25 protein-coding genes are annotated in these 26,495 nt (G+C 71.9%); 14 read left to right on the top strand and 11 right to left on the bottom strand.

The window, feature by feature from the left end; translation table 11 throughout:
- Window positions 1-11 precede the first annotated feature (11 nt).
- The gene (locus tag ABD056_RS03890; protein WP_343864588.1) at window positions 12-701 is read left to right on the top strand and encodes a peroxiredoxin-like family protein; all 690 of its coding nucleotides are present in this window, start codon (window positions 12-14) and stop codon (window positions 699-701) included.
- On the opposite strand, the gene ABD056_RS03885 is transcribed toward ABD056_RS03890, so the two are convergent.
- The 4 genes from ABD056_RS03885 to elbB all read right to left on the bottom strand — a co-directional run bounded on the left by ABD056_RS03885 (window position 676) and on the right by elbB (window position 4,421).
- Entirely contained in the window at window positions 676-2,433 is a 1,758-nt protein-coding gene (locus tag ABD056_RS03885; RefSeq protein ID WP_343864586.1) for a stimulus-sensing domain-containing protein, read from the bottom strand. The genes ABD056_RS03890 and ABD056_RS03885 overlap by 26 nt on opposite strands.
- Window positions 2,405-3,133, bottom strand: a complete 729-nt coding sequence (locus ABD056_RS03880; protein WP_343864584.1) for a response regulator transcription factor — start codon at window positions 3,131-3,133, stop codon at window positions 2,405-2,407. Before ABD056_RS03880 ends, ABD056_RS03885 begins: the two co-directional genes overlap by 29 nt.
- 135 nt (window positions 3,134-3,268) lie before the next feature.
- Window positions 3,269-3,709: a PaaI family thioesterase gene (locus ABD056_RS03875; RefSeq protein WP_343864582.1), complete on the bottom strand. Its 441-nt coding sequence runs from the start codon at window positions 3,707-3,709 to the stop codon at window positions 3,269-3,271.
- Between the two features lie 16 nt (window positions 3,710-3,725).
- A complete protein-coding gene (gene elbB, locus ABD056_RS03870) occupies window positions 3,726-4,421 on the bottom strand; it encodes an isoprenoid biosynthesis glyoxalase ElbB (RefSeq protein WP_343864580.1) in 696 nt (231 codons plus the stop codon).
- Between the two features lie 85 nt (window positions 4,422-4,506).
- Between elbB and ABD056_RS03865 the strand changes: the two genes are divergently transcribed.
- The 5 genes from ABD056_RS03865 to ABD056_RS03845 all read left to right on the top strand — a co-directional run bounded on the left by ABD056_RS03865 (window position 4,507) and on the right by ABD056_RS03845 (window position 9,811).
- Window positions 4,507-6,009: a carboxypeptidase M32 gene (locus ABD056_RS03865; RefSeq protein WP_343864577.1), complete on the top strand. Its 1,503-nt coding sequence runs from the start codon at window positions 4,507-4,509 to the stop codon at window positions 6,007-6,009.
- Between the two features lie 94 nt (window positions 6,010-6,103).
- Window positions 6,104-7,312: a multidrug effflux MFS transporter gene (locus ABD056_RS03860; RefSeq protein WP_343864575.1), complete on the top strand. Its 1,209-nt coding sequence runs from the start codon at window positions 6,104-6,106 to the stop codon at window positions 7,310-7,312.
- 34 nt (window positions 7,313-7,346) lie between these two features.
- Window positions 7,347-8,432, top strand: a complete 1,086-nt coding sequence (locus tag ABD056_RS03855; RefSeq protein ID WP_343864573.1) for a cobalt-precorrin-5B (C(1))-methyltransferase — start codon at window positions 7,347-7,349, stop codon at window positions 8,430-8,432.
- The gene (locus ABD056_RS03850; RefSeq protein ID WP_343864570.1) at window positions 8,419-9,216 is read left to right on the top strand and encodes a cobalt-precorrin-6A reductase; all 798 of its coding nucleotides are present in this window, start codon (window positions 8,419-8,421) and stop codon (window positions 9,214-9,216) included. Before ABD056_RS03855 ends, ABD056_RS03850 begins: the two co-directional genes overlap by 14 nt.
- A gap of 22 nt (window positions 9,217-9,238) precedes the next feature.
- A complete protein-coding gene (locus ABD056_RS03845) occupies window positions 9,239-9,811 on the top strand; it encodes an ankyrin repeat domain-containing protein (RefSeq protein ID WP_343864569.1) in 573 nt (190 codons plus the stop codon).
- Here ABD056_RS03845 and ABD056_RS03840 read toward each other — a convergent pair.
- From ABD056_RS03840 to mutS, 3 genes are all read right to left on the bottom strand, one after another.
- A complete protein-coding gene (locus tag ABD056_RS03840; protein ID WP_343864568.1) occupies window positions 9,795-10,298 on the bottom strand; it encodes a L,D-transpeptidase family protein in 504 nt (167 codons plus the stop codon). The genes ABD056_RS03845 and ABD056_RS03840 overlap by 17 nt on opposite strands.
- 35 nt (window positions 10,299-10,333) lie before the next feature.
- Complete coding sequence (locus ABD056_RS03835) at window positions 10,334-11,509, bottom strand: hypothetical protein (protein ID WP_343864567.1); 1,176 nt, start codon at window positions 11,507-11,509, stop codon at window positions 10,334-10,336.
- Between the two features lie 135 nt (window positions 11,510-11,644).
- Window positions 11,645-14,302, bottom strand: coding sequence for a DNA mismatch repair protein MutS (gene mutS, locus ABD056_RS03830; RefSeq protein WP_343864676.1), 2,658 nt, complete (start codon window positions 14,300-14,302; stop codon window positions 11,645-11,647).
- Between the two features lie 239 nt (window positions 14,303-14,541).
- Here mutS and ABD056_RS03825 point away from each other — a divergent pair, with 239 nt between their 5' ends.
- The 7 genes from ABD056_RS03825 (at window position 14,542) to ABD056_RS03795 (ending at window position 20,706) form a co-directional block, all read left to right on the top strand.
- Window positions 14,542-15,057 (top strand): hypothetical protein, encoded by a 516-nt coding sequence (locus ABD056_RS03825; RefSeq protein ID WP_343864565.1) that lies wholly within the window; start codon window positions 14,542-14,544, stop codon window positions 15,055-15,057.
- 95 nt (window positions 15,058-15,152) lie between these two features.
- Entirely contained in the window at window positions 15,153-17,432 is a 2,280-nt protein-coding gene (locus tag ABD056_RS03820; RefSeq protein ID WP_343864563.1) for an NADP-dependent malic enzyme, read from the top strand.
- Window positions 17,433-17,514: 82 nt separating this feature from the next.
- Complete coding sequence (locus ABD056_RS03815; RefSeq protein ID WP_343864562.1) at window positions 17,515-18,978, top strand: ATP-binding protein; 1,464 nt, start codon at window positions 17,515-17,517, stop codon at window positions 18,976-18,978.
- Window positions 18,979-19,069: 91 nt separating this feature from the next.
- Entirely contained in the window at window positions 19,070-19,801 is a 732-nt protein-coding gene (gene phoU / locus ABD056_RS03810; RefSeq protein WP_343864561.1) for a phosphate signaling complex protein PhoU, read from the top strand.
- Window positions 19,802-19,819: 18 nt separating this feature from the next.
- Complete coding sequence (locus ABD056_RS03805) at window positions 19,820-20,035, top strand: hypothetical protein (RefSeq protein ID WP_343864560.1); 216 nt, start codon at window positions 19,820-19,822, stop codon at window positions 20,033-20,035.
- Window positions 20,036-20,089: 54 nt separating this feature from the next.
- On the top strand, window positions 20,090-20,389 hold the full coding sequence (locus tag ABD056_RS03800) for a type II toxin-antitoxin system RelE/ParE family toxin (RefSeq protein ID WP_343864559.1): 300 nt from the start codon (window positions 20,090-20,092) through the stop codon (window positions 20,387-20,389).
- Between the two features lie 2 nt (window positions 20,390-20,391).
- Window positions 20,392-20,706 (top strand): addiction module antidote protein, encoded by a 315-nt coding sequence (locus ABD056_RS03795; RefSeq protein ID WP_343864558.1) that lies wholly within the window; start codon window positions 20,392-20,394, stop codon window positions 20,704-20,706.
- Window positions 20,707-20,739: 33 nt separating this feature from the next.
- Here the strand turns inward: ABD056_RS03795 and nth are convergent, their stop codons facing one another.
- From nth to ABD056_RS03780, 3 genes are all read right to left on the bottom strand, one after another.
- Window positions 20,740-21,384 carry an endonuclease III gene (nth, locus tag ABD056_RS03790; protein WP_343864556.1) on the bottom strand — a complete coding sequence of 215 codons (645 nt, stop codon included), beginning with the start codon at window positions 21,382-21,384 and terminating at the stop codon, window positions 20,740-20,742.
- A 61-nt stretch (window positions 21,385-21,445) separates the two neighbouring features.
- Window positions 21,446-22,819 carry a magnesium transporter gene (gene mgtE / locus ABD056_RS03785; RefSeq protein WP_343864554.1) on the bottom strand — a complete coding sequence of 458 codons (1,374 nt, stop codon included), beginning with the start codon at window positions 22,817-22,819 and terminating at the stop codon, window positions 21,446-21,448.
- Between the two features lie 339 nt (window positions 22,820-23,158).
- Window positions 23,159-24,589, bottom strand: coding sequence for a DUF4139 domain-containing protein (locus ABD056_RS03780; RefSeq protein ID WP_343864552.1), 1,431 nt, complete (start codon window positions 24,587-24,589; stop codon window positions 23,159-23,161).
- Between the two features lie 92 nt (window positions 24,590-24,681).
- Here ABD056_RS03780 and ABD056_RS03775 point away from each other — a divergent pair, with 92 nt between their 5' ends.
- The gene (locus ABD056_RS03775; protein WP_343864550.1) at window positions 24,682-25,725 is read left to right on the top strand and encodes a DNA recombination protein RmuC; all 1,044 of its coding nucleotides are present in this window, start codon (window positions 24,682-24,684) and stop codon (window positions 25,723-25,725) included.
- A 34-nt stretch (window positions 25,726-25,759) separates the two neighbouring features.
- Here ABD056_RS03775 and ribA read toward each other — a convergent pair.
- The coding region (ribA, locus tag ABD056_RS03770) for a GTP cyclohydrolase II (RefSeq protein ID WP_343864548.1) at window positions 25,760-26,495 on the bottom strand (736 nt) is incomplete at its 5' end.

The raw sequence follows: 26,495 nt of genomic DNA, 5'->3' as shown, positions 1-26,495 counted from the left end.
CCAAGCCGATCATGTCCACCCAGGCCCCCACCCTCGACCCGCTGGAGCCCCGCCTCGCGGCGCTGCGCCGCATGGCGCCGACGCGGCTCGGCCCCGAGGTGCTGGCCATCTTCGAACACACCATCCAGCAGGCGCTGCGCAGCGGCCTCGGCGCCGGCGCGCCGCAGCCGGGGCAGCCGGCGCCCGATCTCGCCCTGACCGATGCCGCCGGGCGGCCGCTGTCGCTGGCGGCGCTGCGGGCCGAGCCGGGGGTGACGGGGGTAGTGGTGAGCTTCTTCCGCGGCGACTGGTGCCTCTACTGCGGCGAGGCCCTGGCCGCCCTGGCGGCGGCCCACGACAGCCTGCGCGCCGCCGGCGGGCGGGTGGTGGCGGTGTCGCCGCAGCGGCCGGAGATCAGCGCCGCCCAGGCCGAGCGGCTGGCGCTGCCGTTCCCGCTGCTGCACGATCCCGGCTGCGGCACGGCGGACGCCTGGGGCATCGCCCACGGCCTGGACGAGACCATGCGCCGGCTGTTCGTCGAGCTGGGCCGCGATCTGGCGCAGTGGAACGGCGACACCCGCTGGCTGCTGCCGCTGCCCGCCACCTTCATCATCGGCCGCGACGGGCGGGTGGCGTGGCGCTTCGTCCACGGCGACTACAGCCGCCGGGCTGAGCCGGCGGACATCCTGGCCGCCCTCAGGCGCCTGCCGCCGCCCGGCTGAGGCTGCCGCGCGAGGACCGCCGGCTGTCGTCGGCGGGGTCGGCCGGCAGGGTGACGACGAAGCGGGCGCCGGCGACGCTGCCGTCGTCGGCCTTGCGGTTCTCCGCCCGGATGGCGCCGCGGTGCGCCTCGACGATCTGCTTTGAAATGGACAGGCCGAGGCCGGAATGGGTGCCGAACTTCTCCCCCGCCGGGCGCTGGGTGTAGAAGCGGTTGAAGATGTCGCGCTCCTTGCCCGAGGGAATGCCCGGCCCCTGGTCCTCCACCGTCACCCGCACCACCGTATCGTCGCGCACCGCCGACACGGTGACGGTGCCGCCGGGCGGGCTGAAGCTGGCGGCGTTGCCCATCAGGTTGCGGAACACCTGGGCGAGGCGCCCTTCCAGCCCCGGCACCACCAGGTCGTCGCCGTCCGGCAGGCTGAGCACGAAGCGCGGCGCGCCGTCGGCATCGCTGGCGTTGTGGATGGTCACCAGGGTCTCCAGCAGCACGCCCAGGGCCACCGGCTCGGCCTCGGCGCGCGACAGTTCGGCATCCAGGCGCGAGGCGTCGGAGATGTCGGAGATCAGGCGGTTCATGCGCTGCACGTCGTCCAGGATGACCGCCATCAGGCGGCGCTGCTGCTCCGGGTCCTTGATGCGGGTAGTGGTTTCGACGGCGCTGCGCAGGGAGGTCAGCGGGTTCTTGATTTCGTGCGCCACGTCGGCGGCGAAGGCCTCGATGGCGTCCATGCGGTGCCACAGGGTTTCCGTCATCTCGCGCAGGGAGGCGGAGAGGTCGCCGATCTCGTCGCGGCGGGAAGACAGGTCCGGGATGGCCTGGGCGCGGCCGTGGCCGGTGCGCACCCGCTCCGCCGCCAGGGCCAGCCGGGTCAGCGGCCGGGCGATGGCCGCCGCCAGATAGAGCGACAGCAGCACGGTGGCGCCGAGGGTGACCGCCGACAGCTTGAGGACCGCCAGCCGCACCTCGAAGACGCTGCGGTCGACGTCGTCGGCGCTTTTCGACACCATCACCGCGCCCACCACCTGCCGGTAGTGCTGCACCGGCACGGCGGCCGACAGCAGCATGCTGCCGTCGCGGCGGCGGCGGACGCTGGAGCCGGCATCGCCCACTTCCAGGGCGCCCACCACCTCGTCGTAATCAGCGGCGGTCTGTTCCGGGCGCTCGATGTAGGGCTGCACGTCGCGGCGGAAGGCGATGGAGCCGCGCAGCCAGTCATAGGCGCTGCGCAGCTGGCCCATCAGGCTGGTGTCCTCCACCGGCGGCAGGTCGGAGACCTGCACCTGGCCGCCCTGGCCGACCAGCAGGCGGCTGTCGGCCACCATCAGGCCGTTGTGGTCGAACAGCCGCACCCGGATGCCGCCCAGGTCGGCCAGCCGCCGCACCATCTGGCGGGCGGTGTCGGGGCGGATGGAATGGGTGGCCATGGGCACCAGCGGCAGCGTGCCGGTGCCGTAGATCTGCGCTTCCACGGCGCCTTCGCCGACCGCCGCGGCGATCAGTTCGGCCTGGGTGCGCAGGGCCTGCAGCTCGCCGGCGACCAGCGCTTCCTCATACTGGTCGAGGTAGAGCATGCCCACCGCCAGCAGCGCCGGCGCCACCAGGTTGACCGCCAGGATGCGGCGGGTCAGCGGGCTCATCCACTGGCGGCGGCGGCGCCGCATGCGGCGTTCGGCGCGGGCGCGGCGGCCTTCAGCCTCGCTGTCAGGCGTCCTTATAGCGATATCCGACACCGTAGAGGGTCTCGATCTGTGCGAATTCGGGATCGACGGCGCGGAACTTCTTGCGCAGCCGCTTGATGTGGCTGTCGATGGTGCGGTCATCGACGTAGATGCTTTCGCCGTAGGCGATGTCGATGAGCTGGTCGCGGCTCTTCACATGGCCGGGCCGCTGGGCGAGCGCCTGCAGGATGAGGAATTCCGTCACCGTCAGGTCCACCGCCTCGCCCTTCCAGGTCACCATGTGGCGGCCGGGGTCGATGACCATGTCGCCGCGGCGCAGGGCATCGGGCGACATTTCCGGCTCGCTGGCATTGGCGGCGGCGGCCGCGGCGGCGGCACCGGCACGGGCCTCGGCGCGGCGCAGGATGGAGCGGATGCGCTCGATCAGCAGGCGCTGGCTGAACGGCTTCTTGATGTAGTCGTCGGCGCCCATGCGCAGGCCGAGCAGCTCGTCCACCTCGTCGTCCTTGGAGGTGAGGAAGATGATCGGCATGTCCGACTGCTTGCGCAGCCGCTGCAGCAGCTCCATGCCGTCCATGCGCGGCATCTTGATGTCGAGCACGGCCAGGTCGGCGGGCTTGGCAGACAGGCCCTCCAGCGCCTCGGCGCCGTCGGTGTAGGTGGTCACCGTGAAGCCTTCGGACTCGAGCAGGATCGAGACCGAGGTCAGGATGTTGCGATCGTCGTCCACCAGGGCGATGGTCTTGCTCACGCGCCGTTCTCCCGCGCTTTGGTCGTCAGTCGTCGTCCGGCCCGCCGTGGGGCCGCGCCCGACGGGGACAGTGGAGGCGCATTATGGCGAAATTAGAGCATCCCGGAAATGCCGCCGTCGCACCCCGTTCCGCCGTCACGCCGGCGGGGCGGGGCGCGGCGGCGGCAGGGAATAGGTGCCGGTGCAGTGGGCGATGGGGCGGCCGTCGTCCTCGGCGACGATGCTGACCGCCGCCACCACCAGCCGCGCCCCGGCCTTCAGGGTGCGGCCGTGGGCGACGACGCTGGCCGCCCCCGGCGGCTCCAGGATGTCCACCGCCATGCTGGTGGTCACCGCCAGCGCCACCGGCCCGACGTGGCTCAGCACCACGGCGTAGAGGGTCAGGTCGGCCAGCGCCATCAGCACCGGCTCGGCCATGCGGTCGCGCCGCGGGCCGCGCAGCAGGTCGGGCCGCTGCGCCACCCGCAGGGTCGCCGTGCCCTCGCCGATGGCCACCGTCTGGATGCCGAACACCGGCACGAAAGGGGCGTCGGCGGCGATGATGCGGTTGAACTCGGCGAGGGTGATGGCGGACATGGGCGAAGCGCTCTCCTCAGGCCGCCGTCGCGGTGCCGGCCGGCGTCTCGCCGCGCACCATGGCGAGCACCGCCGCCACCACCGCCGAAGCCCCGGCCTCGATCTGCGAGATGGTGGCGTCGAGCATGTAGCAGGGGGTGGTCGCCACCCGCGTGGCGGCATCCACCACCACGCCGCCGTGGCCGGTGGTCACATGGTGGCTGCCCATGGCCTCGATGGCGGCGGCGACGCCGGCGTCGGCGCCGATGGTCACCTGCACCGGCGCCAGCAGGCGGGCGAGGATGGTCGGCGCGATGCACAGGGCGCCGATGGGCTTGCCGGCGGCGCAGGTGTCGCGCACCGCCCGTTCCACCTCGGCCTCCACTTCCATGTCGGCACCGGCGAAGGCGAAGGTGGACAGGTTCTTGGCGGCGCCGAAGCCGCCGGGGAAGACCAGGGCATCGAAGTCGGCGGCGCGGTACTCGGCCAGGTCGCGGATGGCGCCGCGGGCGATGCGCGCCGACTCCACCAGCACGTTGCGGCTCTCGCCCTCGGCCGGCTGGCCGGTCAGGTGGTTGATGACGTGGGCCTGTGGGACATTGGGGGCAAAACAGGCAACCTCCGCCCCCTGACGATCCAGCGCCAGCAGGGTCAGCACCGCCTCGTGGATCTCCGCCCCGTCGTAGACCCCGCATCCCGAGAGCACCACGGCAACCTTCGGCTTGTCGGCCATGACCTGCTGTCCTCCTCCTGCATGTGGTTGTTTGCGGGGCGCTCCGGTGCTTACAGTGCGCGGACGCCCCCGGTTCGAGGAAATCATGGCCGAAGTCACCGCCTGCGCCAACCTGGAGAAACACTTCGCCCGCATCGCCGACATCAACGGCGCCGCCGGCATCCTGCACTGGGATGCGGCGACCATGATGCCGGAGGGCGGCGCCGAGGCCCGTGCCGAGCAGCTGGCAACCCTGGCCGCGCTCGCCCATGACCTCACCACCGACCCGCGCGTCGCCGACTGGCTGGCCGAGGCCGACGCCGAGGCCGGCCGGCTGAGCGAGTGGCAGCGCGCCAACCTGCGCGAGATGCGCCGCGCCTACGTCCACGCCGCCGCCGTGCCCGGCCACCTGGTGGAGGCGCTGTCGCGCGCCTCGTCGTCGTGCGAGATGACCTGGCGCAAGGCCCGCAAGGCGTCCGACTTCGCGGCGGTGGCACCCAAGCTGAAGCTGGTGCTCGACCTCACCCGCGAGACGGCGCAGGCCAAGGCCGAGGCGCTCGGCACCGACCCCTACGACGCCCTGCTCGACCAGTACGAGCCGGACGGGCGGGCGGAAGACATCGACCTGCTGTTCGGCGACCTCGAATCGGTGCTGCCCAACCTGCTGGGCGAGGTGCTGGAGATGCAGCGCCGCCGCCCGGCGCCGCGCCTGCCGCAGGGCCCCTTCCCGGTGGACAAACAGCGCGAGGCGGGGATGCTGTTCATGCAGACCCTCGGCTTCGACTTCAACCGCGGCCGGCTCGACGTCTCCGCCCACCCGTTCTGCGGCGGCGCCACCGACGATGTGCGCCTGACCACCCGCTACGAGGAGGAGGATTTCAGCCGCGCCCTCATGGGCGTGCTGCACGAGACCGGCCACGCCCTCTATGAACTCGGCCTGCCGGCGGAGTGGCGGCGTCAGCCGGTGGGGCAGGCGCGCGGCATGAGCATGCACGAAAGCCAGTCGCTGCTGATGGAGATGCTGGCCTGCCGCTCGCGCGCCTTCCTCACCTTCGCGGCGCCGCACCTGCGGGTGATCTTCGGCGGCGGCGGCCAGGACTGGGAGGCGGAGTCGCTCTATCGCCTCTATACCCGCGTCGAGCCCGGCTTCATCCGCGTCGATGCCGACGAGGTGACGTACCCGGCCCACGTCATCCTGCGCTACCACCTGGAACGGGCGCTGATCGACGGCCAGCTGCAGGTGGACGACCTGCCCGGCGCCTGGGGCGAGGGCATGCAGCGGCTGCTCGGCATCACGCCGCCCGACCATGCCCGCGGCGTGCTGCAGGACATCCACTGGTACGACGGCGCCTTCGGCTATTTCCCCACCTACACCCTGGGCGCCCTGACGGCGGCGCAGCTGTTCCGCGCCGCCTGCGACCAGCTGCCGGACCTGATGCCCGGCATCGCCGGCGGCGACTTCCGGCCGCTGCTCGGCTGGCTGCGGCAGAACGTCCACCGCCACGGCTCGCGCCTGTCCACCCACGAGATGATCGTCGAGGCGACCGGCGAACCGCTCGGCACCAAGGCCTTCATCGACCACCTGCGCGGCCGTTACCTGGAGGATTGACCCCGGCCGGGCGGGGCCAGCGGCGCTTGACCGGCGGGGCGGGCAGGGGTCACTCTGCCCGCCCCGCCGCTTTTCACGTGAAACACCCCGCCGCATGTCCGCCAGCAAGCCCGATCCCCGGTCCCTGCCCGTCGCCATCCTGCTGACCGGGCTTGTCGCCTTCGGGCCGGTGTCGACCGACCTCTACCTGCCGTCGCTGCCGGACATGACGCGCGCCTTCGGCACCACGGTTTCCATGGTGCAGCTGACGCTGTCGGTGTTCACCGCCGGCTTTGCCGTCGCCATGCTGGTCTACGGGCCGCTGTCCGACCGCTTCGGCCGCCGCCCGGTGCTGATAACCGGCGCCGGCCTCTATGTGCTGGCGAGCCTGCTGTGCGTCGCCGCCGACAGCATCGAGGCGCTGCTGGTCGGCCGCTTCCTGCAGGCGGTGGGGGCCTGCGCCGGGCCGGTGATCGGCCGCGCCGTGGTGCGCGACGTCTACGAGCGGCAGGAGGCGGCGCGCATGCTGTCCTACATGGCCTCGGCCATGGCGCTGGCGCCGGCGGTGGCGCCGCTGCTGGGCGGGGCGCTGCATGCGGCCTTCGGCTGGCGGTCGAACTTCGTCGCCCTGACCGTGTTCGGCATCCTGCTGACCGTCGCCACCTGGCTGCTGCTGCGCGAGACCAATGCCCACCGCGACCCGCTGGCCCTGCGCCCGGCGCGGCTGGCCGGCAACTTCGCGGCGCTGCTGCGCAGCCGCCTGTTCATGGGCCATGCCCTGTGCGTGGCGCTGTCCTTCGCCGGGCTGTTCAGCTTCATCTCCGGCTCGTCCTTCGTCATCATCGACGTGCTGGGGCTGCAGCCGCAGCACTTCGGCTTCGCCTTCATGGCGGTGGTGGCCGGCTACATCGCCGGCGCCTTCGGCGGCGGCCGCTTCACCGGCCGCCTGGGGATCGAGCGCATGATCGCCATGGGCTCGGTGATCTGCGCCCTCGGCGGGGTGACGGCGCTGGTGCTGGCGTGGAGCGGGGTGGAAACCATCGTCGCCGTGGTGGCGCCCATCGCGGTCTATTTCCTCGGCGCCGCCCTGGTGCTGCCCAATGCCACCGCCGGTGCCATCTCGCCGTTCCCGCGCATGGCCGGCACCGCCTCCTCGCTGCTTGGCTTCCTGCAGATGGGGGCGGGGGCGCTGACCGGCTGGCTGGTCGGGCTGCTGCACGACGGCACCACCCGCGTCATGACCACCGCCATCGGCGTCATGGCCGTCGGAACGCTGGCGGTCTTCCTGCTGGCGGTGCGCGGGCGCGGCGACGCGCGGCACTGATGCGGCGGCCGGGGCGGCGGTGTAGGATCGCCCCATGACCGACACCCGCCCCCTCCGCAAAGGCTGGACGACGGGCGCCTGCGCCACCGCGGCGGCGCGCGCCTGCCTGACCGCCCTGCGCACCGGCGCCTTCCCGGACCCGGTGGAGATCGTGCTGCCGCGCGGCCTGACGCCGGCCTTCGCCCTCAACCGCCATGTCCTTGCCGACGACGGCGGCAGCGCCACCGCCTCGGTCATCAAGGATGCCGGCGACGACCCCGACGTCACCCACGGCGCCGAGATCGTCGTCACCCTGCGCCCGCTGCCGCCGGGCAGCGGCCTGCGCTTCCGCGCCGGGGACGGCGTCGGCACCGTCACCAAGCCGGGGCTGCCGCTGCCGCCGGGGGAACCCGCCATCAATCCCGGCCCGCGCGCCATGATCGCCGACAACCTGGCCCTGGCCGCCGCCGGCGGGCCGGTGGATGCCGAGGTGACCGTCAGCATTCCCGGCGGCGAGGCCTTGGCGCAGAAGACCATGAACCCCCGCCTCGGCATCGTCGGCGGCCTGTCGGTGCTGGGGACGACCGGGGTGGTGGTGCCCTATTCCTGCGCCGCCTGGATCCACAGCATCCACCGCGGCATCGACGTCGCCCGCGCCGCCGGCTGCGCCCACCTGCTGGCGGCCACCGGCAATACCTCGGAAACCGCCGCCCGCCGCCTCTATCCGGTGCCGGAGGAGGCGCTGATCGACATGGGCGACTTCGCCGGCGCGGTGCTGAAATACCTGCGCCGCCACCCGGTGGAGCGCCTGACCCTGGCCGGCGGCCTCGCCAAGATCAGCAAGCTGGCCGACGGCAACATGGACCTGCACTCCAGCCGCAGCCGGGTGAACCAGACGGCGCTGGCGGCGGTGCTGGCCGACCTGGGGGCACCGCCGGCGGCGGTGGCGGCGGCCGGGCAGGCGGTGACCGCCCTGGCGGTGCTGGACATCGCCCGCGACGCCGGGCTGGAGCGGCCCTTCGCCGACCTGCTGTGCCGCCGCGCCCGCGAAGTGGCGCTGGCGGTGGTCGCCGGCCATGTGGCGGTGGAGGTGATCGCCTTCGACCGCCAGGGGCGGGAGGTCGGCCGTGCCGGACCCTGAGCGGCCCGCGCCCCACCTGCTGATCCTCGGCGGCGAGGATGTGGCGGCGGCCCTGGCGGCGGCGGTGGCGGAACGCTTCGGCGACCGTCTTGCCGTCACCTATTCCCTCGCCGGCCGCACCACTCCGGCCCGCCTGCCGCCCGGCCGGGTGCGCAGCGGCGGCTGCGGCGGGGCGGAGGGGCTAGCGGCCTTCCTGCGGGCGGAGGCGGTGACGGCGGTGATCGTCGCCACCCACCCCTTCGCCGCCGCCATCAGCCGGAATGCCCGCCTCGCCTGCGACGCCGCCGGGGTGCCGCGCCTCTGCCTGCGGCGGCCGGAGTGGCAACCGCAGCCGGGCGACCGCTGGCTGATGGCGGATACCGCCGCCGAGGCCGCCGCCGCCCTGCCGGGGCTGGCGACGCGGGTGCTGCTGACCCTCGGCACCGCCGACCTCGCCCCCTTCGCGGCGCTGCCGGGCATCGCCTTCGTGGTGCGGATGATCGCCGCCCCGCCGCAGCCGCCGCTGCCCGGCTGCACCGTCGTCACCGGCCGCGGCCCCTTCGACGCCGAAGCGGAAACCGATCTGCTGCGCCGCCACCGCATCGACGCCGTGGTCACCAAGGCGAGCGGCGGCGGCGCCACCGACGCCAAGCTCGTCGCCGCCCGCGCCCTCGGCCTGCCGGTGGTGATGATCCGCCGGCCGCCGCCGGAGCCGGGTCCGGCGGTGGAGGACGTCGGTGCGGTGCTGGAGTGGCTTGACCGCATCGGGGCGCGGTCGGACAATCCGCCGGCACAAGAGTCGTAAGGCCACAGGGGAAACGAGAGCCATGCCGCGTCCGCTGCCCACCGTCACCGCCGCCATCGCCGCCGTGCTGGCCGCCGTGTTCCTGCTGGCGCCGCTGCCGGCCGCCGCCAACATGACCATCCGCTTCGAGAAGGAGGTGGTGGAGAACATCCGCGACGGCAACGCCCAGGGGCTGACCTCCTACCTGCTCGGCGGCGGCAATCCCGGCGCCACCGACAACGAGGGCCAGCCGCTGCTGGTGGTAGCGGCCCGCACCAACCGGCCGGAGATGATCGGCCAGCTGCTGCAGCACGGCGCCCGCGTCGAGGCGCCGGACCGCCTCGGCAACACCGCCCTCTATTGGGCGGCGGAGATCGGCCATGGTGCCGTCGTCGAACGCCTGCTGGCCGGCGGCGCCAAGCCCAACACCCAGAACCGCCAGGGCGTCACGCCGCTGATGGCGGCGGCCCGCAACGGCCATGTCAACGTGGTGCGGCTGCTGGTCCAGGCCGGCGGCGACCCGCGCCTGTCCGACTACACCGGCCGCGACGCCTTCGGCTGGGCCGGCGGGGCGCGGGCGTCTCAGGTGACGGCGGAACTCAACAAGGCACGCTGAGGCAGTCGCCCGGCCGGCACTCCGCCAGCACCGCCAGCAGGTCGGGCAGGGCGAGGGCGACGCAGCCCTCGGTGGGGGCGTAGCCCGGCCGCGCCACATGCAGGAAGATGCAGCTGCCGAGCCCCGGCACCGGCGGATCGTCGTTGTGGCCGAGCACCACCACCACGTCGTAGACCGCATCCTCCCGCCACATCGCTTCGGCGCTGGCGGGGTAGGGCAGGGTGACGGGGCGGTTGTAGGCGGGATCGTCCGGCGCGTCGCACCAGCCGTCGGCGGGCGCGATGGCCTGCACCGGCAGGGCGGTGGCCGGCGGCGCCGGCAGGCGGTCGGGGCGGTAGAACACCTGCCGCAGCGGGAAACGGCCGACCGGCGTGCCGCCGTCCCCCTCCCGCTTGTCAGCGACGATGCCGCCCTTGCCGAGGGCGCAGCGATAGCGGCGGGGGCCGGCGATCAGCTCGCCGGCGGCAGGGTCGACGATCAGGTCCACGGTCCCTCAGGGGCGGTGGTGCGGCGGGCGGCGGCTCAGGCGCCGGCGGCGGCACCGGTGGTCAGGCGGCCGGTCTGCTGATAGCGGTCCAGCGCCTTCATCATAGCGCCGTCGAACCAGCCCGGCACCTCCTGAACGCCACCCTCGGCACCCCCCGCCGCCTCGGCAGCCGCCAGGGAGTCGGCGGCGGTGGAGAAGCCGCGCACGCCAGTGACGGCGGCAGCGGCCGGCACCGCCGGGGAGGCGGCGGCGGCGGCAGCGGCGGCGGTCGGCCGCAGGGCGGCCTGCAGCATGGGATGCTTGGCGGCTTCGGCCTGCAGACCCTGGGCCTGCAGCGAGCGCAGCACGGCATCGTCGGCGGTGGCCTGGGAAACGGCGGCGCCGGTTTCGGCGGCGGCCATCTGGGCCTTGGTCGGCACCGTCAGGTACTGGGCGCCATCGTCGGCCTGCTGGGCCACCAGGGCGGCGGAGGCCGGGCGCGGCGCCGGCGCCATGCCGACCATGGCATGGTCATGGGCGCGCGGGGCCAGACCGGCGGGGCGCTTCTCCGGCGCCGGCATGCGGGCGAGGCCGTCGGAATTGCGGAAGTCGCTGCCGCGGATGGGCATGAAGTTGGCGTTGGCGGCGCTCGCCCCCACGCCGGCGGTCTGCGCCATGGGGAAGAAGCGGGCGTCATCGCCGGCCACGGTGGTGGTGGCGGCGGCGGGGGCAGCAGTGGCAGCGGCGGCGGCGGCCGGAGCCTGCTGCGCCGGCGCGGCCGCTATGGCCGAGGCCAGGGCGGCGGCGGACGCCGGCAGGGCGGCGCTGCCGGCCCCTTCGCCGGCCTTGCCCGCCTCGGCGGCGGCAAGCTGGGTCTCGCCCTCGGCCGGCGCGGCGTCGTCGCCCTTGAACAGCGACAGCAGCGTCTCGCCGTTGTTGAGGCCGGCGGCTTCCTCCACCACTTCGGTCACCACCGCCACGGCGGCGCCGATGGCACCGCCGAACAGCGCCCCGCCGGCAACGCGCGCCAGCGGCTTGATGGTGTCGCCGGTGATCTCGCGGTAGATGGTGGAGATGATGGGCAGGTGCTGCAGCGGGTTGATGATGTCCACGAAGTCCCAGAACGAGACCTCGTCATCGCCCTTCGCCGCCTGGTTGGCAGGCGCGCCCGTACCGGCACCGCCGGGGCGGATGTTGTCGATGACGAGCGGAGCGTTGGCGACGGTGGTCATGGGCGTATCCCTCTGCTGCGCCCTGGCCTATGCAAACGCGAGTCCAACTCGCCGCCCGCCGGTTTCCGCCGCTTTCCCCGCCGCAGGCTGCCGCCCGCCGCCGCCCCGGCAAATCCTGCCGGGCAAAAGCCGCCGCTACAGCAGCCCCTTCAGCCGGTACAGCGCCTCCAGCGCCGCCCGAGGGGTCAGGTCGTCGGGGTTGATGGCGGCCAGTTCCGCCTCCACCGGCGACGGACCGGCGGACGCGGCGGCGGCGGCGGCAGCGGTGGAGGCGCCGGCGGGCGGGGCCGGGTCGCTTTTGCGGGCGGCGGCGGCGAACAGCGGCAGGTCGTCGGCGAGGCGGGTGATGGCCGAGGACTGCTCGCCCGACTCCAGGGTCGCCAGCACCTCTTCCGCCCGCGCGATCACCGCCGGCGGCAGCCCGGCCAGCTTGGCGACGTGGATGCCGTAGGACCGGTCGGCGGCCCCCGGCGCCACCTCGTGCAGGAACACCACCTCGCCCTGCCATTCCTTGATGCGCATGGAATGGCACGACAGGCGGGCCAGCCGGGCGGTCAGGGCCGTCAGCTCGTGGTAGTGGGTGGCGAACAGGGCGCGGCAGCGGTTGACCTCGTGCAGGTTCTCCACCGTCGCCCAGGCGATGGAAAGGCCGTCGAAGGTGGCGGTGCCGCGGCCGATCTCGTCCAGGATCACGAGGCTGCGCTCGGTCGCCTGGTTCAGGATGGCGGCGGTCTCCACCATCTCCACCATGAAGGTGGAGCGGCCGCGCGCCAGGTCGTCGGCGGCGCCGACGCGGGAGAACAGGCGGTCGACCACGCCGATGCGGGCGCTGTCGGCCGGCACGAAGCTGCCCATCTGGGCGAGGATGGCAATCAGCGCGTTCTGCCGCAGGAAGGTGGACTTACCGGCCATGTTGGGGCCGGTGATGAGCCACAGCCGCTGCTCGGCCGAGAGGTCGCAGTCGTTGGCGACGAAGGGGCCTTCGCTGGCGCGGGCAAGCGCCGCCTCCACCACCGGATGGCGGCCGCCACGGATGAGGAAGGCGGTGCCGTCCTCCACCTCCGGCCGGGTGTAGCGCTGATCCGCCGCCAGTTCGGCCAGCCCGGCGTGGACGTCCAGTTCGGCCAGCGCCTCGGCGGCGGCGGCGATGTCGGCGGCGCGGTCCAGCACCTCGCGCACCAAATCGGCGAACAGCTCCAGTTCCAGGGCCAGCGCCTTGTCGGCGGCGCCGCGGATCCTGTCCTCCAGCTCCGACAGGTCGACGGTGGTGAAGCGCACCGCGTTGGCCATGGTCTGGCGGTGGATGAAGGGGCCGTCCTTGTCGGCCAGCAGCTTCTCGCCCTGCTTGGCCGGCATCTCCAGGAAATAGCCGAGCACGTTGTTGTGCTTCACCTTCAGCGAGGCGATGCCGGTCGCCTCTATATACGTCTGCTGCAGCCCGGCGATGAGGCGGCGGCTTTCGTCGCGCAGGGACCGCAGCTCGTCCAGCTGCGGATGATAGCCGGCGGCGATGAAGCCGCCGTCGCGGGCGAGCAGCGGCAGGTCGGGCGCCAGCGCCCGCGTCAGCCGCTCCACCACCACATCGTGACGGCCGAGGCGGCGGCAGGTTTCCGCCAGCCCCTTGGGTACGCTGGCGAAGCCGCTTTCGGTGATGGCCACTCGCAGGCCCGGCACCTGATCCAGGGCATCGCGCACGTTGGCGAGGTCGCGGGGGCCGCCGCGGCCAAGCGACAGGCGGGTCAGCGCCCGCTCCACGTCGGGGCAGCGGCGCAGGCGCTCGCGCACGTCGTCGCGCACCCGGCCGGCCTCGACGAAGCGCAGCAGCACCGGCAGCAGCGCCGCCACCGCCGCCGGATCGGTCAGCGGCGCCGCCAGATGGGCGGCCAGCAGGCGGGCGCCGGCGCCGGTGACGGTGCGGTCGATGACCGCCAGCAGCGAGCCCTTGCGCTCGCCGGTCAGGGTCTCGGCCAGTTCCAGGTTGCGGCGGGTGGCGGCGTCGATCTCCATCACCGCGCCGGCCGCCAGCTGGCGCAGGGCGCCGATGCGCGGCAGCTTGCCCTTCTGGGTCAGCTCCACATAGTCGACCAGGGTGCCGGCCGCCGCGATCTCGGCCCGCGAGAAGCCGCCGAAGGCATCCAGCGCCTTGACGCCATAGAGCGCCTCCAGCCGCCGCGCGGCATTGGTGCTGTCGAAGCGGGCGGACGGCAGGGGGGAGAGGCGGTCCTTGTACTCGGCGAAGACCTCGAACAGGCCCTCGCGCTGCAACAGGCGGTCGGGTGCCAGCAGCTCGCCCGGGGCGAGGCGGGCGAGGGCGGCGGCGACCGTCGCCTCCGCCACCGGCTGGCAGGTGAAGGCGCCGGTGGAGACATCCAGCCACGCAAGCCCGAGCGCGCCGCCGGCATCGGCCACCGCCGCCAGATAATTGTGGCGACGGGCATCGAGCAGGCTGTCCTCGGTCAGGGTGCCGGGGGTGACGATGCGCACCGCCTCCCGCCGCACCAGCGCCTTGCCGCCGCGCTTGCGGGCCTCCGCCGGGTCTTCCATCTGCTCGCACACGGCGACCTTGAAGCCCTTGCGGATGAGCTTGGACAGGTACGCCTCGTGCGAATGCACCGGCACGCCGCACATGGGAATGTCCTCGCCCAGGTGCTTGCCGCGCTTGGTCAGCGCGATGTCCAGGGCCTCGGCGGCCTTGACGGCATCGTCGAAGAACAGCTCGTAGAAATCGCCCATGCGGTAGAACAGCACGCAGTCGGCATGCTCGCGCTTGATCGCCAGGTACTGCGCCATCATCGGCGTGGCGCCGTCGAGGGCGGCATCACCCAGGTCGTCGGCGGCGGTGTCGGGGGCGGGGGTCGGGCTGCCTGCGGTCAGGGACACGGGGGCTCCGGCTTCGGCTGGGATACGGTGGGGCGAAAGACGTGACCGGGCCGTTATACCCTCACGCGGGGCTAGGCATGAAGGGCCCTGTGGGGCAGAATACGCGCCCGCAGTTTTGTTTCGAAACCCCAAGCCTACGGGAAACGATCTCCTTGTCCGACACCACGCCCACCGCGTCCGAACACCGTGAAGTGGTCGGCCTGTTCGCCGACCGCGACAGCCTGGAAAAGACCATCCGGGAGCTGCGCGCGGCCGGGTTCGACCGCACCGACCTGTCGCTGCTGACCAGCCACGAGTCCATCGACGTGCGCGACCCCTCCGGCCAGTCGTTCCGCGAGCGCCTGGTGCTGGTGCTGACCGAGTGGCGCTATGAGGTGCCGCTGGTGGGCGCCGGCCTGATCGCGCTCGCCTCCGGCCCGACCGGCGCCGCCATCGCCGCCCTGGTGGGCGCCGGCGTCGGCATCGCCGCCGTGCGCGATCTGGTGGAGGAAGTGACCTCGCTGCCGGACACCGACGAATTCGCCCGCGAACTGGCGGCCGGCGCCGTCGCCCTGTGGGTGGACGTCAGCGCCGCCGAGGGCCTGGAGCAGACGGCGCGCGACATCCTCACCCGCCACGGCGCCGGCAGCGTCCATCTTCACGTCGGACCGGCGCGCACCGAACCGTAAGCGCGCCGCCTGCCTTTCAGACAGTTCAACACATCGTGCGGCGCCACCGACCGTCCGGGGCGCCGCTGGCATCCCCGGGGGACACGGTCAGCATCATGGAAGACGATACCAGCAAGCAGAGCCGCCGCAATCTTGAGCACGAAAGCCTGCTCATGCATGCCTCGGGGCGGCCGGGCAAGATCGAGATCACGCCCACCAAGCCGCTGACCACCCAGCGCGACCTGTCGCTGGCCTATTCCCCCGGCGTCGCCGCGCCGTGCATGGAAATCGCCCGCGACCCGTCGCTGGCCTACGACTACACCGCCAAGGGCAACCTGGTGGCCGTCATCTCCAACGGCACCGCCGTGCTGGGCCTGGGCGACCTGGGCGCGCTGGCCGGCAAGCCGGTGATGGAAGGCAAGGCGGTCCTGTTCAAGAAGTTCGCCGACGTCGACGCCATCGACCTGGAAGTCGATACCCGCGACGTCGATGAATTCATCAACTGCGTGCGCTTCCTCGGCCCGTCCTTCGGCGGCATCAACCTGGAGGACATCAAGGCGCCCGAGTGCTTCATCATCGAGCAGCAGCTGCGCGAGATGATGGACATTCCCGTCTTCCACGACGACCAGCACGGCACCGCCATCATCGCCGCCGCCGGCCTGCTGAACGCCCTGGAGATGACCAACCGCAGCATCGACACGGTGAAGATCGTGGTCAACGGCGCCGGCGCCGCCGCCATCGCCTGCGTCGAGCTGGTCAAGGCCATGGGCGTGCGCCACGACAACGTCACCCTGTGCGACACCAAGGGCGTCATCCACAAGGGCCGCACCGACCTCAACCAGTGGAAGAGCGCCCACGCCATCGACACCGACGTGCGCACGCTGGAAGAGGCCATGAAGGGCGCCGACGTGTTCTTCGGCCTGTCGGTCAAGGGCGCCGTGACGCCCGAGATGGTGGAAGGCATGGCCGACCGCCCGATCATCTTCGCCATGGCCAACCCCGACCCGGAAATCACCCCGGAGGAAGTGCAGTCGGTGCGCGGCGACGCCATCATCGCCACCGGCCGCTCCGACTACGCCAACCAGATCAACAACGTGCTCGGCTTCCCCTACATCTTCCGCGGGGCGCTGGACGTGCGGGCGACGACCATCAACGACGCCATGAAGATCGCCGCCGCCCGCGCCATCGCCAGCCTGGCGCGCGAGGACGTGCCCGACGAGGTGGCCGCCGCCTATTCCGGCCGCAAGCTGCGGTTCGGGCCGGAATACATCATCCCGGTGCCCTTCGACCCGCGGCTGATCTACACCATCCCGCCGGCCGTCGCCCAGGCGGCCATGGATACCGGCGTCGCCCGCCGGCCGATCATCGACCTGGACGGCTACCGCCACGAACTGTCGGCCCGCCTGGACCCGACGGCGGCCAGCCTGCAGGCCATTGCCGATCAGGTCAGCAGCCACCCGCAGCGCGTGGTCTTCGCCGAGGGCGAGGAAGAAAAGTCCATCCGCGCCGCGCTCGCCTACCGCAACGCCGGCTATGGCCAGGCCATCCTGGTCGGGCGCGAGGAACGCATCGCCGAGACCCTGAAGCAGCTCGGCCTGTCCGGCGCCGCGCAAGGGCTGGAGATCGTCAACGCCAAGCTGTCGCAGCACAACGCCCGCTACACCGATTTCCTCTACAAGCGGCTGCAGCGCAAGGGCGCCCTCTACCGCGACGCCCAGCGCCTGGTGAACCAGGACCGCAACATCTTCGCCGCCGCCATGGTGGCGGCGGGCGATGCCGATGCCATGGTCACCGGCCTGACCCGCAGCTACTACCAGGCCTTCACCGAAATCCGCCGCGTCATCGACCCGGAGCCGGGCAAGCTGGTGTTCGGCCTGACGGTCATGGTCATCCGCGGCCGCACGGTGTTCATCGCCGACACCACCGTGCACGAGACGCCGACCGCCCAGCAGCTGGCCGACATCGCCGTTCAGACGGCGGAAAAGGCCCGCCAGATGGGGCACGAGCCGCGCGTGGCGCTGCTGTCCTACTCCAACTTCGGCAACCCCGAGGGCGAGGTCCCGGGCCATGTGCGCCTGGCCGTCGCCGAGCTGGAAAAGCGCGGCGTCGACTTCGAGTACGACGGCGAGATGGGCGCCGATACCGCCCTCGACCCCGAACTGCAGGAAAAGTACCCCTTCACCCGCCTGTCGGGGCCGGCCAACGTGCTCATCATGCCCGGCCTGCACTCCGCCAACATCAGCTACAAGCTGTTGCAGAAGCTGGGCGGCGGCACGGTGATCGGGCCGATCCTCATGGGCCTGTCGCAGCCGGCGCAGATCGTCAACATGGATGCCACCGTTTCCGACATGGTTCACATGGCGGTGCTGGCGGCCCACGACGCCGTGAAGCGCTGAGGTGACCCAGGCAGCGGCGGCGGCGGTCGGCCCGGCATTGGCATCGTCATCGGCAGCGGCAGCGGAACCGGCGGAGGAGCCCATGCCCGACAGCTTCGACGCACCGCCGCTGCCGCCCGCCCGCCGGGCACCGGCGCCGTTCGCCCGGGTGATGGGGCTGACGGCGCTGGTCTGCGTGCCGACGGCCGTCGCCTTCATCGCCATGGTGCTGGCCGGTCAGTTGAAGGTGGTGCCGGCCATCGGCTGGGGCCTGGCGGTGTTCTTCGGCACCGCCGCCCTGGTGCGGCTGTTCGCCACCGACTTCCACACCGCCGTCTCCTACATCCGCCGGCTGGTGGCGGAGGCAACGCCGGTGCCGCCCTCCACCCCCGACCTGATGTGGTCGGAGGCCGCCCGCGACGTCACCGCCGCCGCTGCCCAGCTGGCCCGCCACTGGGGCCTGCGGTGGCAGAAGGCGGAGGCCGCCGGGCGCTCCACCGAAGCGGTGCTCGACAGCCTGCCGCAGCCGCTCATCATGATCGGCGCCGACCGCCGCATCACCTGGGCCAACCGTGCCGCCTGCCGCTTCGCCGGCCGCGACCTGAAGGACATGAACCTCGCCACCATCCTGCGCGCCCCCGACGTGCTGGAGGCGGTGGCCGAGGTGATGGCCGGCGGCACCGGCCGGCAGTTGCAGTTCACCCAGTCCGCCCCCTCCGGCCGCACCTTCACCCTGGTGGTGGAGCCGCTGGCCATGCCGGCCCTGGACGGCGCCCAGGTGCTGATGGTGCTGCACGACATCACCACCCTGATCCGCATGGAGGAGATGCGCGCCGACTTCGTCGCCAATGCCAGCCACGAACTGCGCACGCCGCTCGCCAGCCTGCTCGGCTTCATCGAGACGCTGCGCGGCCCCGCCCGCGACGATGCCGAGGCGCGCGAGCGCTTCCTCGCCATCATGCAGGACCAGGCGGAGCGCATGCGGCGGCTGATCGAGGATCTGCTCAGCCTGTCGCGCATCGAACTGCACGAACACACGCCGCCCACCGGCACCGCCGACCTGCGCGAGATCATCGACCGCACAGTGGAAGGGCTGGAGCCGCAGGCGCGCAAGAAGGGCATGGCGGTGCAGGTGCACGTGCCGGCGCCCATCCCCACCGTGCCGGGGGAGCGCGACGAACTGGCGCAGGTGTTCCAGAACCTGCTCGCCAACGCCCTCAAGTACGGGCGCGAGGAGACGACGGTGGACGTCACCCTGGTGGTGGTGCCGCGCGGCCCCGCCAACATGCCGGCCACCAGCCGCGGGCCGTGCCTGCGGGTGTCGGTGCGCGACCGCGGCGAGGGCATCGCCAAGGAGCATCTGCCGCGCCTGACGGAACGGTTCTACCGGGTGGATACGGCGCGGTCGCGCAAGCTCGGCGGCACCGGTCTCGGGCTCGCCATCGTCAAGCACATCGTCGCCCGCCACCGCGGCGCCCTGACCATCGACTCGGCGGTGGGCGAGGGCTCGGTGTTCACCGTCCACCTGCCGCTGACGCCGCCCGCAACCGGCACCATTGCCTCGTAAATTTAACTTTCATGACAAGGACGTTGCTGTAAATGTTGCGGCAAAGGGCGCATATGGTGCGCCTGTTCCCTTGTGCAGGAGGCCTCGCGCCATGGTCGGCTTCGGCGATCCCCATACCGTCCGTTCCTTTGACGAGGAACTGGCCCACCTCAACGAGATGATCGCCCGCATGGGCGGCCTGGCCGAAACCCAGATGGCCAACGCCCTGCAGGCCGTCCTCGACGGCGACGAGGCCAAGGCCAAGCAGGTGGTGGAAGACGACCACCAGATCGACGCCGTCCACACCCAGGTGGAGGAATTCGCCATCCGCATGCTGGCCCTGCGCCAGCCGGTGGCCGACGACCTGCGCGCCATCATCCAGTCGCTGAAGGCGGCGGCGACCCTGGAGCGGGTGGGCGATCACGCCGCCTCCTGCGCCAAGCGGGTGCATGTGCTGCACGAAAGCCCGGCGGTGCCGCCGCTGAAGTCGGCGGTGCGCATGGGCTGGCTGGTGCTCGACATGCTGAAGCAGTCGGTGGATGCCTACCTGCGCCGCGACCTCGACCGCGCCATCACCGTGCGCAACCGCGACAGCGAGGTCGACGACTTCTATTCCAGCCTGTTCCGCGAACTGCTGACCTACATGATGGAAGACACGCGCAACATCACGCCGTGCACCCATCTGCTGTTCGTGGCCAAGAACCTGGAGCGCATCGGCGACCAGGCCACCAACCTGGCCGAGATGACCCACTACCTGGTCACCGGCAAGACGCTGAAGAGCGAGCGGCCGAAGAACGACACCTCCAGCTTCACCATCGTCGAACCCAAGCACTTCGACGGCTGACGCCATCAGGGCCGCCGGATGACCACCAGCGACGACCCCCCGCGCCACGATCAGCTGGCCGCCACCCTGCTGGCGCGCATGAACGCCCTCGGCCAACGCCCGCCCGCCGGCCGCCTCACCACCTTCCACTCCCCGCCGCCCCTGGCGGCGGCGGGGGAGGGCGAGGGGGCGTCACTCGCCGCTGATCGGGGGGACGCCGGCGGCGCGGCCCGTCGTAGCGCCCGCACGCCCTAGCCTCTTGCACAACGGGTTGCCCAGGCGTATCTGAATGGATACGCTTACCCGGCGATGATCACTTTTTACCGCACGGACGCCTTCGATCGCTGGCTGTCGCGCCTTCGGGACAGACAGGCTAAGGCGCGCATTCTTAAGCGTCTCAGAGCGGCCGAACTCGGCCGCTTCGGCGACTGCAAGGCGGTGGGAGAGGGCGTCTTCGAAATGCGCGTACATGCGGGGCCGGGATATCGCCTCTATTACATGCGGACGGGCGAGGTGGTTTATCTGCTGCTATGCGGCGGCGACAAGTCCTCCCAAGGCAAGGATATTGCGGAAGCCCAGGCGATGGCTCGCGAACTGGCGAAGAGGTAATCATGTCCATCACCGTTGCACCCTTCGACGCGGCCGATTACCTGACCGACGAAGAAACAGTGGCGGAATATCTGACCGCGGCGATGGAAGACCCCGATCCTGCGGTGCTTCTCGCGGCCATCAAGGATGTGGCACGGGCGCGAGGCATGGCCCAACTGGCGCGCGATGCCGGCCTCGGGCGCGAAAGCCTGTACAAGGCCCTGTCTCCGGGCGCGAAGCCCCGCTACGACACCATCGTCAGGGTCATGCATGCCCTGGGAGTCACCCTTCAGGCGGTACCGGCACCGGACAGCGGGCGTACCGACGGCGCGTCCTGATCGCCTGCCTGGCGGCGCTCACGGCCGGCCGGATCAGCCCGCCGGCGCCGGGGTCTTCGGTTTGTAGGCGCAGAGGTCGGTGATCGGGCAGCGCCAGCATTCCGGCTTGCGGGCCTTGCAGATGTAGCGGCCGTGCAGGATCAGCCAGTGGTGGGCGTGCAGGCGGAATTCGTCGGGCGTCACTTTCTCCAGCGCCGTTTCCACCTGCGCCGGGGTCTTGCCCGGCGCCATGCCGGTGCGGTTGGCGACGCGGAAGATGTGGGTGTCGACGGCGATGCAGGGGTGGCCGAAGGCTATGTTCATGACCACGTTGGCGGTCTTGCGGCCGACCCCCGGCAGGGTCTCCAGGTAATCGCGGTCGGCCGGCACTTCGCCGCCCTTCTCGTCGATCAGCCGCCGCGACAGGCCGATGACCGCCTTGGCCTTGGAGCGGAACAGGCCGATGGTCTTGATGTAGTCGGTGACCCCGTCCTCCCCCAGCGCCAGCATCTTCTCCGGCGTGTCGGCCACCTGGAACAGCGGTCCGGTGGCCTTGTTGACGCCCTTGTCGGTGGCCTGGGCCGACAGCACCACGGCCACCAGCAGGGTGAAGGGGTTGACGTAGTTCAGCTCGCCCTTCGGTTCGGGGTCGAGGCTGCGCAGGCGGGCGTAGAGGTCGGCGATCTTCTTGCGGGTCATGCCGCCAGAGTAGCCGCCCACGCCGCCGGCGCAAGCCCCGGCAATCGGCCCCGACCCGGCCTCACCCCGCCACGTCCGGCAGCAGGATGGCCGTCGCGATGGTGAAGTAGATGATCACGCCCGCCGCATCGGCGATGGAAGTGATGAGCGGCCCGCTGGCCGTGGCCGGATCGAAGCGGAAGCGGCTGAGCAGGAACGGCAGGCTCATGCCGATGACGCTGCCGACCACCACCACCAGCACCATGGTCAAAGCCACCACCACGGCAATCTCCGCCCCGCCGCGGTAGAGGCCGAGCAGCGACACCGCCACCGCCATTGTCACGCCCAGGCCGGCGGCCACCAGCACTTCCCGCCCCAGCATGCGGGTCCAGTCGCGCATGACCACCTCGCCGGTGGCGAGGGCGCGCACCATCAGCGTCGCCGCCTGCGAGCCGGCGTTGCCGCCGCTGTCGATCAGCAGCGGCAGGAAGAACACCAGCGCCACATAGGCGGCGATGGTGTCTTCGAAATAGGCGATGCCGGCGCCGGAGAAGATGTTGCCGAACACCAGCACCACCAGCCAGAACACCCGCTTGCGGTACAGCGTGGCGATGGTGGCGTCCTTCATGCTGACCGCCATGGCGGCCATGGAGCCGTGGCGGTGGAAGTCTTCCGTCGCTTCCTGCTCGGCCACGTCCATGGCGTCGTCATAGGTGACGATGCCGACCAGCTTGTCGCCGCCGTTGATGACCGGCAGGGCGATGGCGTCGTAGCGGGCGATGAGGCGCGCCACCTCGGCCTGGTCGTCCTCCACCCGCGCGAACGGCACGTCGTGCCGCATGATGGCGCCGATGGTCGCCGCCGGATCGGCCAGGATGAGATCCTGCAGCGACACCGCCCCCACCAGCCGGCGGTCGTCGTCGACCACATAGGCCTCGTAGATGGTTTCCTTGTCCGGCGCCTCGCGCCGCAGCTTGGCGATGGCCTGGGCGGCGGTGAGGCCGGCGGTGAGGGTGGCGTAGTCCGAGGTCATGATGGCCCCGGCGGTCCCCTCGCGGTAGGCGGCCAGCTTGCGGATGTCGTCGCGCTCCGCCTGGGCGAGGCCGGGCAGCAGGGCCTCCTGCTCCTCCTCCGACAGGCGGTTGTAGAGGTCGGCGCGTTCGTCGGATTCCATGTTGCGGATGAGGTCGACCAGATCGCGGCGGCCGAGGGCGCGGGCGATGGCGACCTGCTGCTCCAGCGGCAGGTAGCCGAAGGTGCAGGCCTGGTCCACCGGCGACAGCATGCGCAGCACGGTGAGGGTCGGCCCGGTGTCCAGCCCGGCGAGGATGTTGGCGATATCGGCCGGGTGCTGGTCGCGCAGGACCACGCGCACGGACTCGGCATTGCCGGCGCGCAGGAACTCCTGGATGGCCTTGGCCAGGATGAGGGTGGTGTTGGTGGTGGTTTCGGTCATGGCACGGTCTCCTGCCCCGTCGCGCCGCTGGGCGGCGCAACCGGCGGAGGCGTGCCGGCAGGTCAGACGGACCCGGCGGTCACCGCACGCAACGGCAGCACAGCCCGGCAGCCCCGGCGGGGTGCCTTCTGTCGAGTGGAAATCCAGGCGGATCTACTAGACGGGTCGTCCATCGGTCTTCCTGTGGGTGAAAGGCTGCCCGATGCGGCAGCAACAGCGGCCCAGATAGGCGCCTCTGAGGGGCAAGTAAAGTTAAACTTTCCGTGTAAGCCACGCCATCCTCGCCCGATGACGGACACGGCCACCCTGCCGGAGGGCGGCCGTGCGGCGTCGGCGGCGTCAGAACTGCGCCCGCACCCGGTAAGTCACCTGCGCCTCGCCCTTGGCGGGAACCTCGACCGTCCAGGAGGCCTGGTCGGAGCGGGTCTTGTCGTGGGGGGCGGAGGCCTCCAGCATCTCCCACTGGCCGCCGATGGTCTCGCGCACCAGCACGGTCACCGGCTTGTCGCTGCCGTTGGCGAGGGTGATGCGGTGGGCGCTTTCGGTCATGCGGTCGGACAGGCGCTTGAAGTCGGTCTGCACCCGCGTCGCCGTCACGTCGAAGGCGCGGCCGAGGCTGACGTAGGCGGTGCGGCCCTCGCCGATGTGGTCGAGCCGCGCCGCCCCCACCAGCTGCAGCGCGCCGGAGGCATCGGGGGCGAAGACCCGCGCGGTGCCGGCCGGCAGCGGCTTGCCGAGCTTCGACTCGGTGCTGTTGCGGAAGGTCAGGCGGGTTTCCACGTGGGCCGGCTGTTCCTCGGGGATCTGGTTGTAGATGACGTGCGGCGGACCATCGAGGTAGTACTCCGTCGTCACCGGCACGCCGCGGGCGGCCAGCAGGGCGTGCTGCACGGTGCGGCCGGCGGGAATGTCGACGGCGCCGTCGAGGGTGTAGAGGTGGAAGGCGCCGATCTGCTCGCGCGCCGCATCGGCCATCTGGGGCGCCGCCGCCGGCATGGCCGCCATTTCCATGCCGCCACGGCCGGCCTTGGCCATCATCATCTGGTCTTCCGGCGGCCGCGCGATGTCGCCGGCCACCAGCTTCACCGCCGCCGCCGGATAGCTGGTGGCGGTGCCGTTGTGCAGGCTGGCCAGCGCGTCGATGTCCAGCGTCCTGCCGTCGCGGGCCAGGGTGATCATGTACTCCGCCCGCCAGCCGAGGCCGCCGGTGAGGTAGGACAGGGTCGCCTGCTGCACCGCCTTGTCGGCCTTCACCAGCCCGCTCCACGCCGGTTGCAGGCGGACCGAGCCGGGCAGGCTGTCGTAGACCGGGTCGCCCGGCAGGGTGGTGCGGATGCGGCCGTCCACCTCCACCAGCAGCGCCGGCGGCGCCGACAGCAGGCGACCGCGCACCACCTCCACCGCGCCGGTGGCGGGATTGACGCGCTCGAACCCGATTTCCTGGCCGACCAGGGCGGTCAGCAGGGTGTCGTCGGTGGGCAGGGCGGTATCGACCGACTGACGCAGCACCGCGACGCCGTCGGCGCGCAGCACGGCGCCGGTATCCTGCACCTCGCGCGGCAGGCCGGGGAACTCCAGCCGCGCCTCGCCGGCGGGCAGGGAGACGGCACGGCGGTCGCTGACCAGCGCCGAACCCTGGTTGTAGATCGTCAGCGCGAGGCCCTGCCGGTCGCCCTCGGCGGCCGTCACCACGGGCGCCTCGGCCCGGGCGGCGGACGTAGCCGCCAGTGCGACAAGAAAGGCCGCGGCGAAAGGACGGGCAGCGGACATGCGCGTTCTCCTTTTGATCCAATTTCATTGCGGCGGGTGCGCCGTTTCTGTAGACCATCAGGAAACGATGGCGACAAGAGGGCGATGAACCCATGGACGCATCCGGCTGGATCGTGCTCGTTCTGCTGGCGGTGATCGGGGCGCTGGCGGTGGCGCTGCTGCTGCTGCGCCGGGGTGGCGGCGTCGGCAACGACGGAGTCGGGTCCGACGTGGCGGGGCGGGTGGCGCAGCTGGCCGACGCCCAGGCGCGCATGGCCGATCAGGTGGCGGCGCGGCTGCAGGCGCAGGAACGGGCGCTGGCCGAAGTGCTGCAACGCTCCGGCGACCGCACCGCCGCCACCCTGACCGAGGTGCGCGAGCGGCTGGCGGTCATCGACCGCGCCCAGGCCACCATCACCGAACTGTCGGGACAGGTGGTGGCGCTGCAGGAGGTGCTGGGCAACAAGCAGGCGCGCGGCGCCTTCGGCGAGGTGCAGCTGCACGATCTGGTGACGGCCTGCCTGCCGCCCTCGGCCTACGGCTTCCAGGTGACGCTGGGCAACGGCCGCCGCGCCGACTGCCTGATCCGCCTGCCGCAGCCGCCGGGGCCCATCTGCATCGACGCCAAGTTCCCGCTGGAAAGCTGGCACGCCCTGCGCGACGCCCACGCCGGCGGGGACGAGGCGGCGCGGGTGCAGGCCGGCCGCGCCTTCGCCGCCGCCGTCGGCAAGCACGTGAAGGACATCGCCGAGCGCTATCTGGTGCCGGGCGAGACCGCCGACAGCGCGCTCATGTTCCTGCCGTCGGAGGCGATCTATGCCGAGCTGCACGCCCGCTTCCCGCAGGTGGTGGAGGCAAGCTGGCGGGCCAAGGTGTGGATCGTGTCGCCGACCACGCTGATGGCGACGCTCAACACCGTGCGGGCGGTGCTGAAGGATGCCCGCATGCAGGAACAGGCCGCCCTCATCCAGGCCGAGGTGCGGGCGCTGATGGACGATCTGGGGCGGCTGGACGACCGGGTGGGCAAGCTCGCCCGCCACTTCGACCAGGCGGTGGAGGACGTGCGCCAGATCCGCACCTCCACCGACCGCCTGACCCGCCGTGGCGACCGCATCCAGCGGCTGGAGTTCGGCGAGGACGAGGCGGCGGCGGAATAGCAGGGCGGAGCGGACGACGGCGCCGCCCGAACCCCTAGAACAGATGCCCGCTGCGCTTCGCCTTGGCTTCCAGGTAGCGCAGGTTGTGGGGGTTGGAGGGGAAGACGTGCGGCACCCGCTCGGTCACCGTGATGCCGTGGCGGGCCAGCTGGTCCACCTTCAGCGGGTTGTTGGTCATCAGCCGCACGGCGCCGAAGCCGAGCCGGCGCAGCATCTCCGCCGCCGGGGCGTAGATGCGCTCGTCGTCGTCGAAGCCCAGCTGGCGGTTGGCATCGACGGTGTCGTAGCCCTGATCCTGCAGGGTATAGGCGCGCAGCTTGTTGACGAGACCGATGCCGCGCCCTTCCTGGGCGAGGTAGAGCAGCACGCCGGCGCCAGCGGCGGAAATCGCCTCGATGGCACCGCGCAGCTGGTCGCCGCAGTCGCAGCGCAGCGAGCCGAGCAGGTCGCCGGTGAAGCATTCCGAATGCAGCCGCGCCAGCACCGGCTGCGCCGGGTCGGGCTCGCCGATGAGGATGGCGAGGTGCTCGGTGCCGCCGTCGGCGGGGCGGAAGGCGAGGATGCGGGCGTTCTCCGCCCCCTCCAGCGGCACCCGGGCATCGCCGACCAGGGCCAGCGTGCGGGCGGCGGTTTCCTCGTACCCCAGGATGTCGGCCGCCGCCACCCGCGGCAGGTCGTGGGCGGCGGTCCAGGCGGCGAGGTCGGCGGCAGCGGCGGCCGGCAGCGGCGCCACCACGGCGGCCGGCATCAGGCGGGCGATCTTCATCAGC

The sequence above is a fragment of the Caenispirillum bisanense genome (genome assembly GCF_039523075.1).
Classification (GTDB): Bacteria; Pseudomonadota; Alphaproteobacteria; order Rhodospirillales; family Rhodospirillaceae; genus Caenispirillum; species Caenispirillum bisanense.
This window is presented reverse-complemented; position numbering and strand designations above follow the sequence as displayed.

What these genes read in the sequence shown, in the direction of transcription:
- nth (WP_343864556.1), bottom strand. Translation starts at nt 21,384, where the DNA reads ATGACCCGCAAGAAGATCGCCGACCTCTACGCCCGCCTGCGCAGCCTC.
- ABD056_RS03860 (WP_343864575.1), top strand. Translation starts at nt 6,104, where the DNA reads ATGTCCGCCAGCAAGCCCGATCCCCGGTCCCTGCCCGTCGCCATCCTG.
- ABD056_RS03815 (WP_343864562.1), top strand. Translation starts at nt 17,515, where the DNA reads ATGCCCGACAGCTTCGACGCACCGCCGCTGCCGCCCGCCCGCCGGGCA.
- ABD056_RS03820 (WP_343864563.1), top strand. Translation starts at nt 15,153, where the DNA reads ATGGAAGACGATACCAGCAAGCAGAGCCGCCGCAATCTTGAGCACGAA.
- mutS (WP_343864676.1), bottom strand. Translation starts at nt 14,302, where the DNA reads ATGATGGCGCAGTACCTGGCGATCAAGCGCGAGCATGCCGACTGCGTG.
- ABD056_RS03780 (WP_343864552.1), bottom strand. Translation starts at nt 24,589, where the DNA reads ATGTCCGCTGCCCGTCCTTTCGCCGCGGCCTTTCTTGTCGCACTGGCG.
- ABD056_RS03800 (WP_343864559.1), top strand. Translation starts at nt 20,090, where the DNA reads ATGATCACTTTTTACCGCACGGACGCCTTCGATCGCTGGCTGTCGCGC.
- ABD056_RS03855 (WP_343864573.1), top strand. Translation starts at nt 7,347, where the DNA reads ATGACCGACACCCGCCCCCTCCGCAAAGGCTGGACGACGGGCGCCTGC.
- phoU (WP_343864561.1), top strand. Translation starts at nt 19,070, where the DNA reads ATGGTCGGCTTCGGCGATCCCCATACCGTCCGTTCCTTTGACGAGGAA.
- mgtE (WP_343864554.1), bottom strand. Translation starts at nt 22,819, where the DNA reads ATGACCGAAACCACCACCAACACCACCCTCATCCTGGCCAAGGCCATC.
- ABD056_RS03775 (WP_343864550.1), top strand. Translation starts at nt 24,682, where the DNA reads ATGGACGCATCCGGCTGGATCGTGCTCGTTCTGCTGGCGGTGATCGGG.
- ABD056_RS03845 (WP_343864569.1), top strand. Translation starts at nt 9,239, where the DNA reads ATGCCGCGTCCGCTGCCCACCGTCACCGCCGCCATCGCCGCCGTGCTG.
- ABD056_RS03890 (WP_343864588.1), top strand. Translation starts at nt 12, where the DNA reads ATGTCCACCCAGGCCCCCACCCTCGACCCGCTGGAGCCCCGCCTCGCG.
- ABD056_RS03875 (WP_343864582.1), bottom strand. Translation starts at nt 3,709, where the DNA reads ATGTCCGCCATCACCCTCGCCGAGTTCAACCGCATCATCGCCGCCGAC.
- ABD056_RS03795 (WP_343864558.1), top strand. Translation starts at nt 20,392, where the DNA reads ATGTCCATCACCGTTGCACCCTTCGACGCGGCCGATTACCTGACCGAC.
- ABD056_RS03805 (WP_343864560.1), top strand. Translation starts at nt 19,820, where the DNA reads ATGACCACCAGCGACGACCCCCCGCGCCACGATCAGCTGGCCGCCACC.
- elbB (WP_343864580.1), bottom strand. Translation starts at nt 4,421, where the DNA reads ATGGCCGACAAGCCGAAGGTTGCCGTGGTGCTCTCGGGATGCGGGGTC.
- ABD056_RS03865 (WP_343864577.1), top strand. Translation starts at nt 4,507, where the DNA reads ATGGCCGAAGTCACCGCCTGCGCCAACCTGGAGAAACACTTCGCCCGC.
- ABD056_RS03835 (WP_343864567.1), bottom strand. Translation starts at nt 11,509, where the DNA reads ATGACCACCGTCGCCAACGCTCCGCTCGTCATCGACAACATCCGCCCC.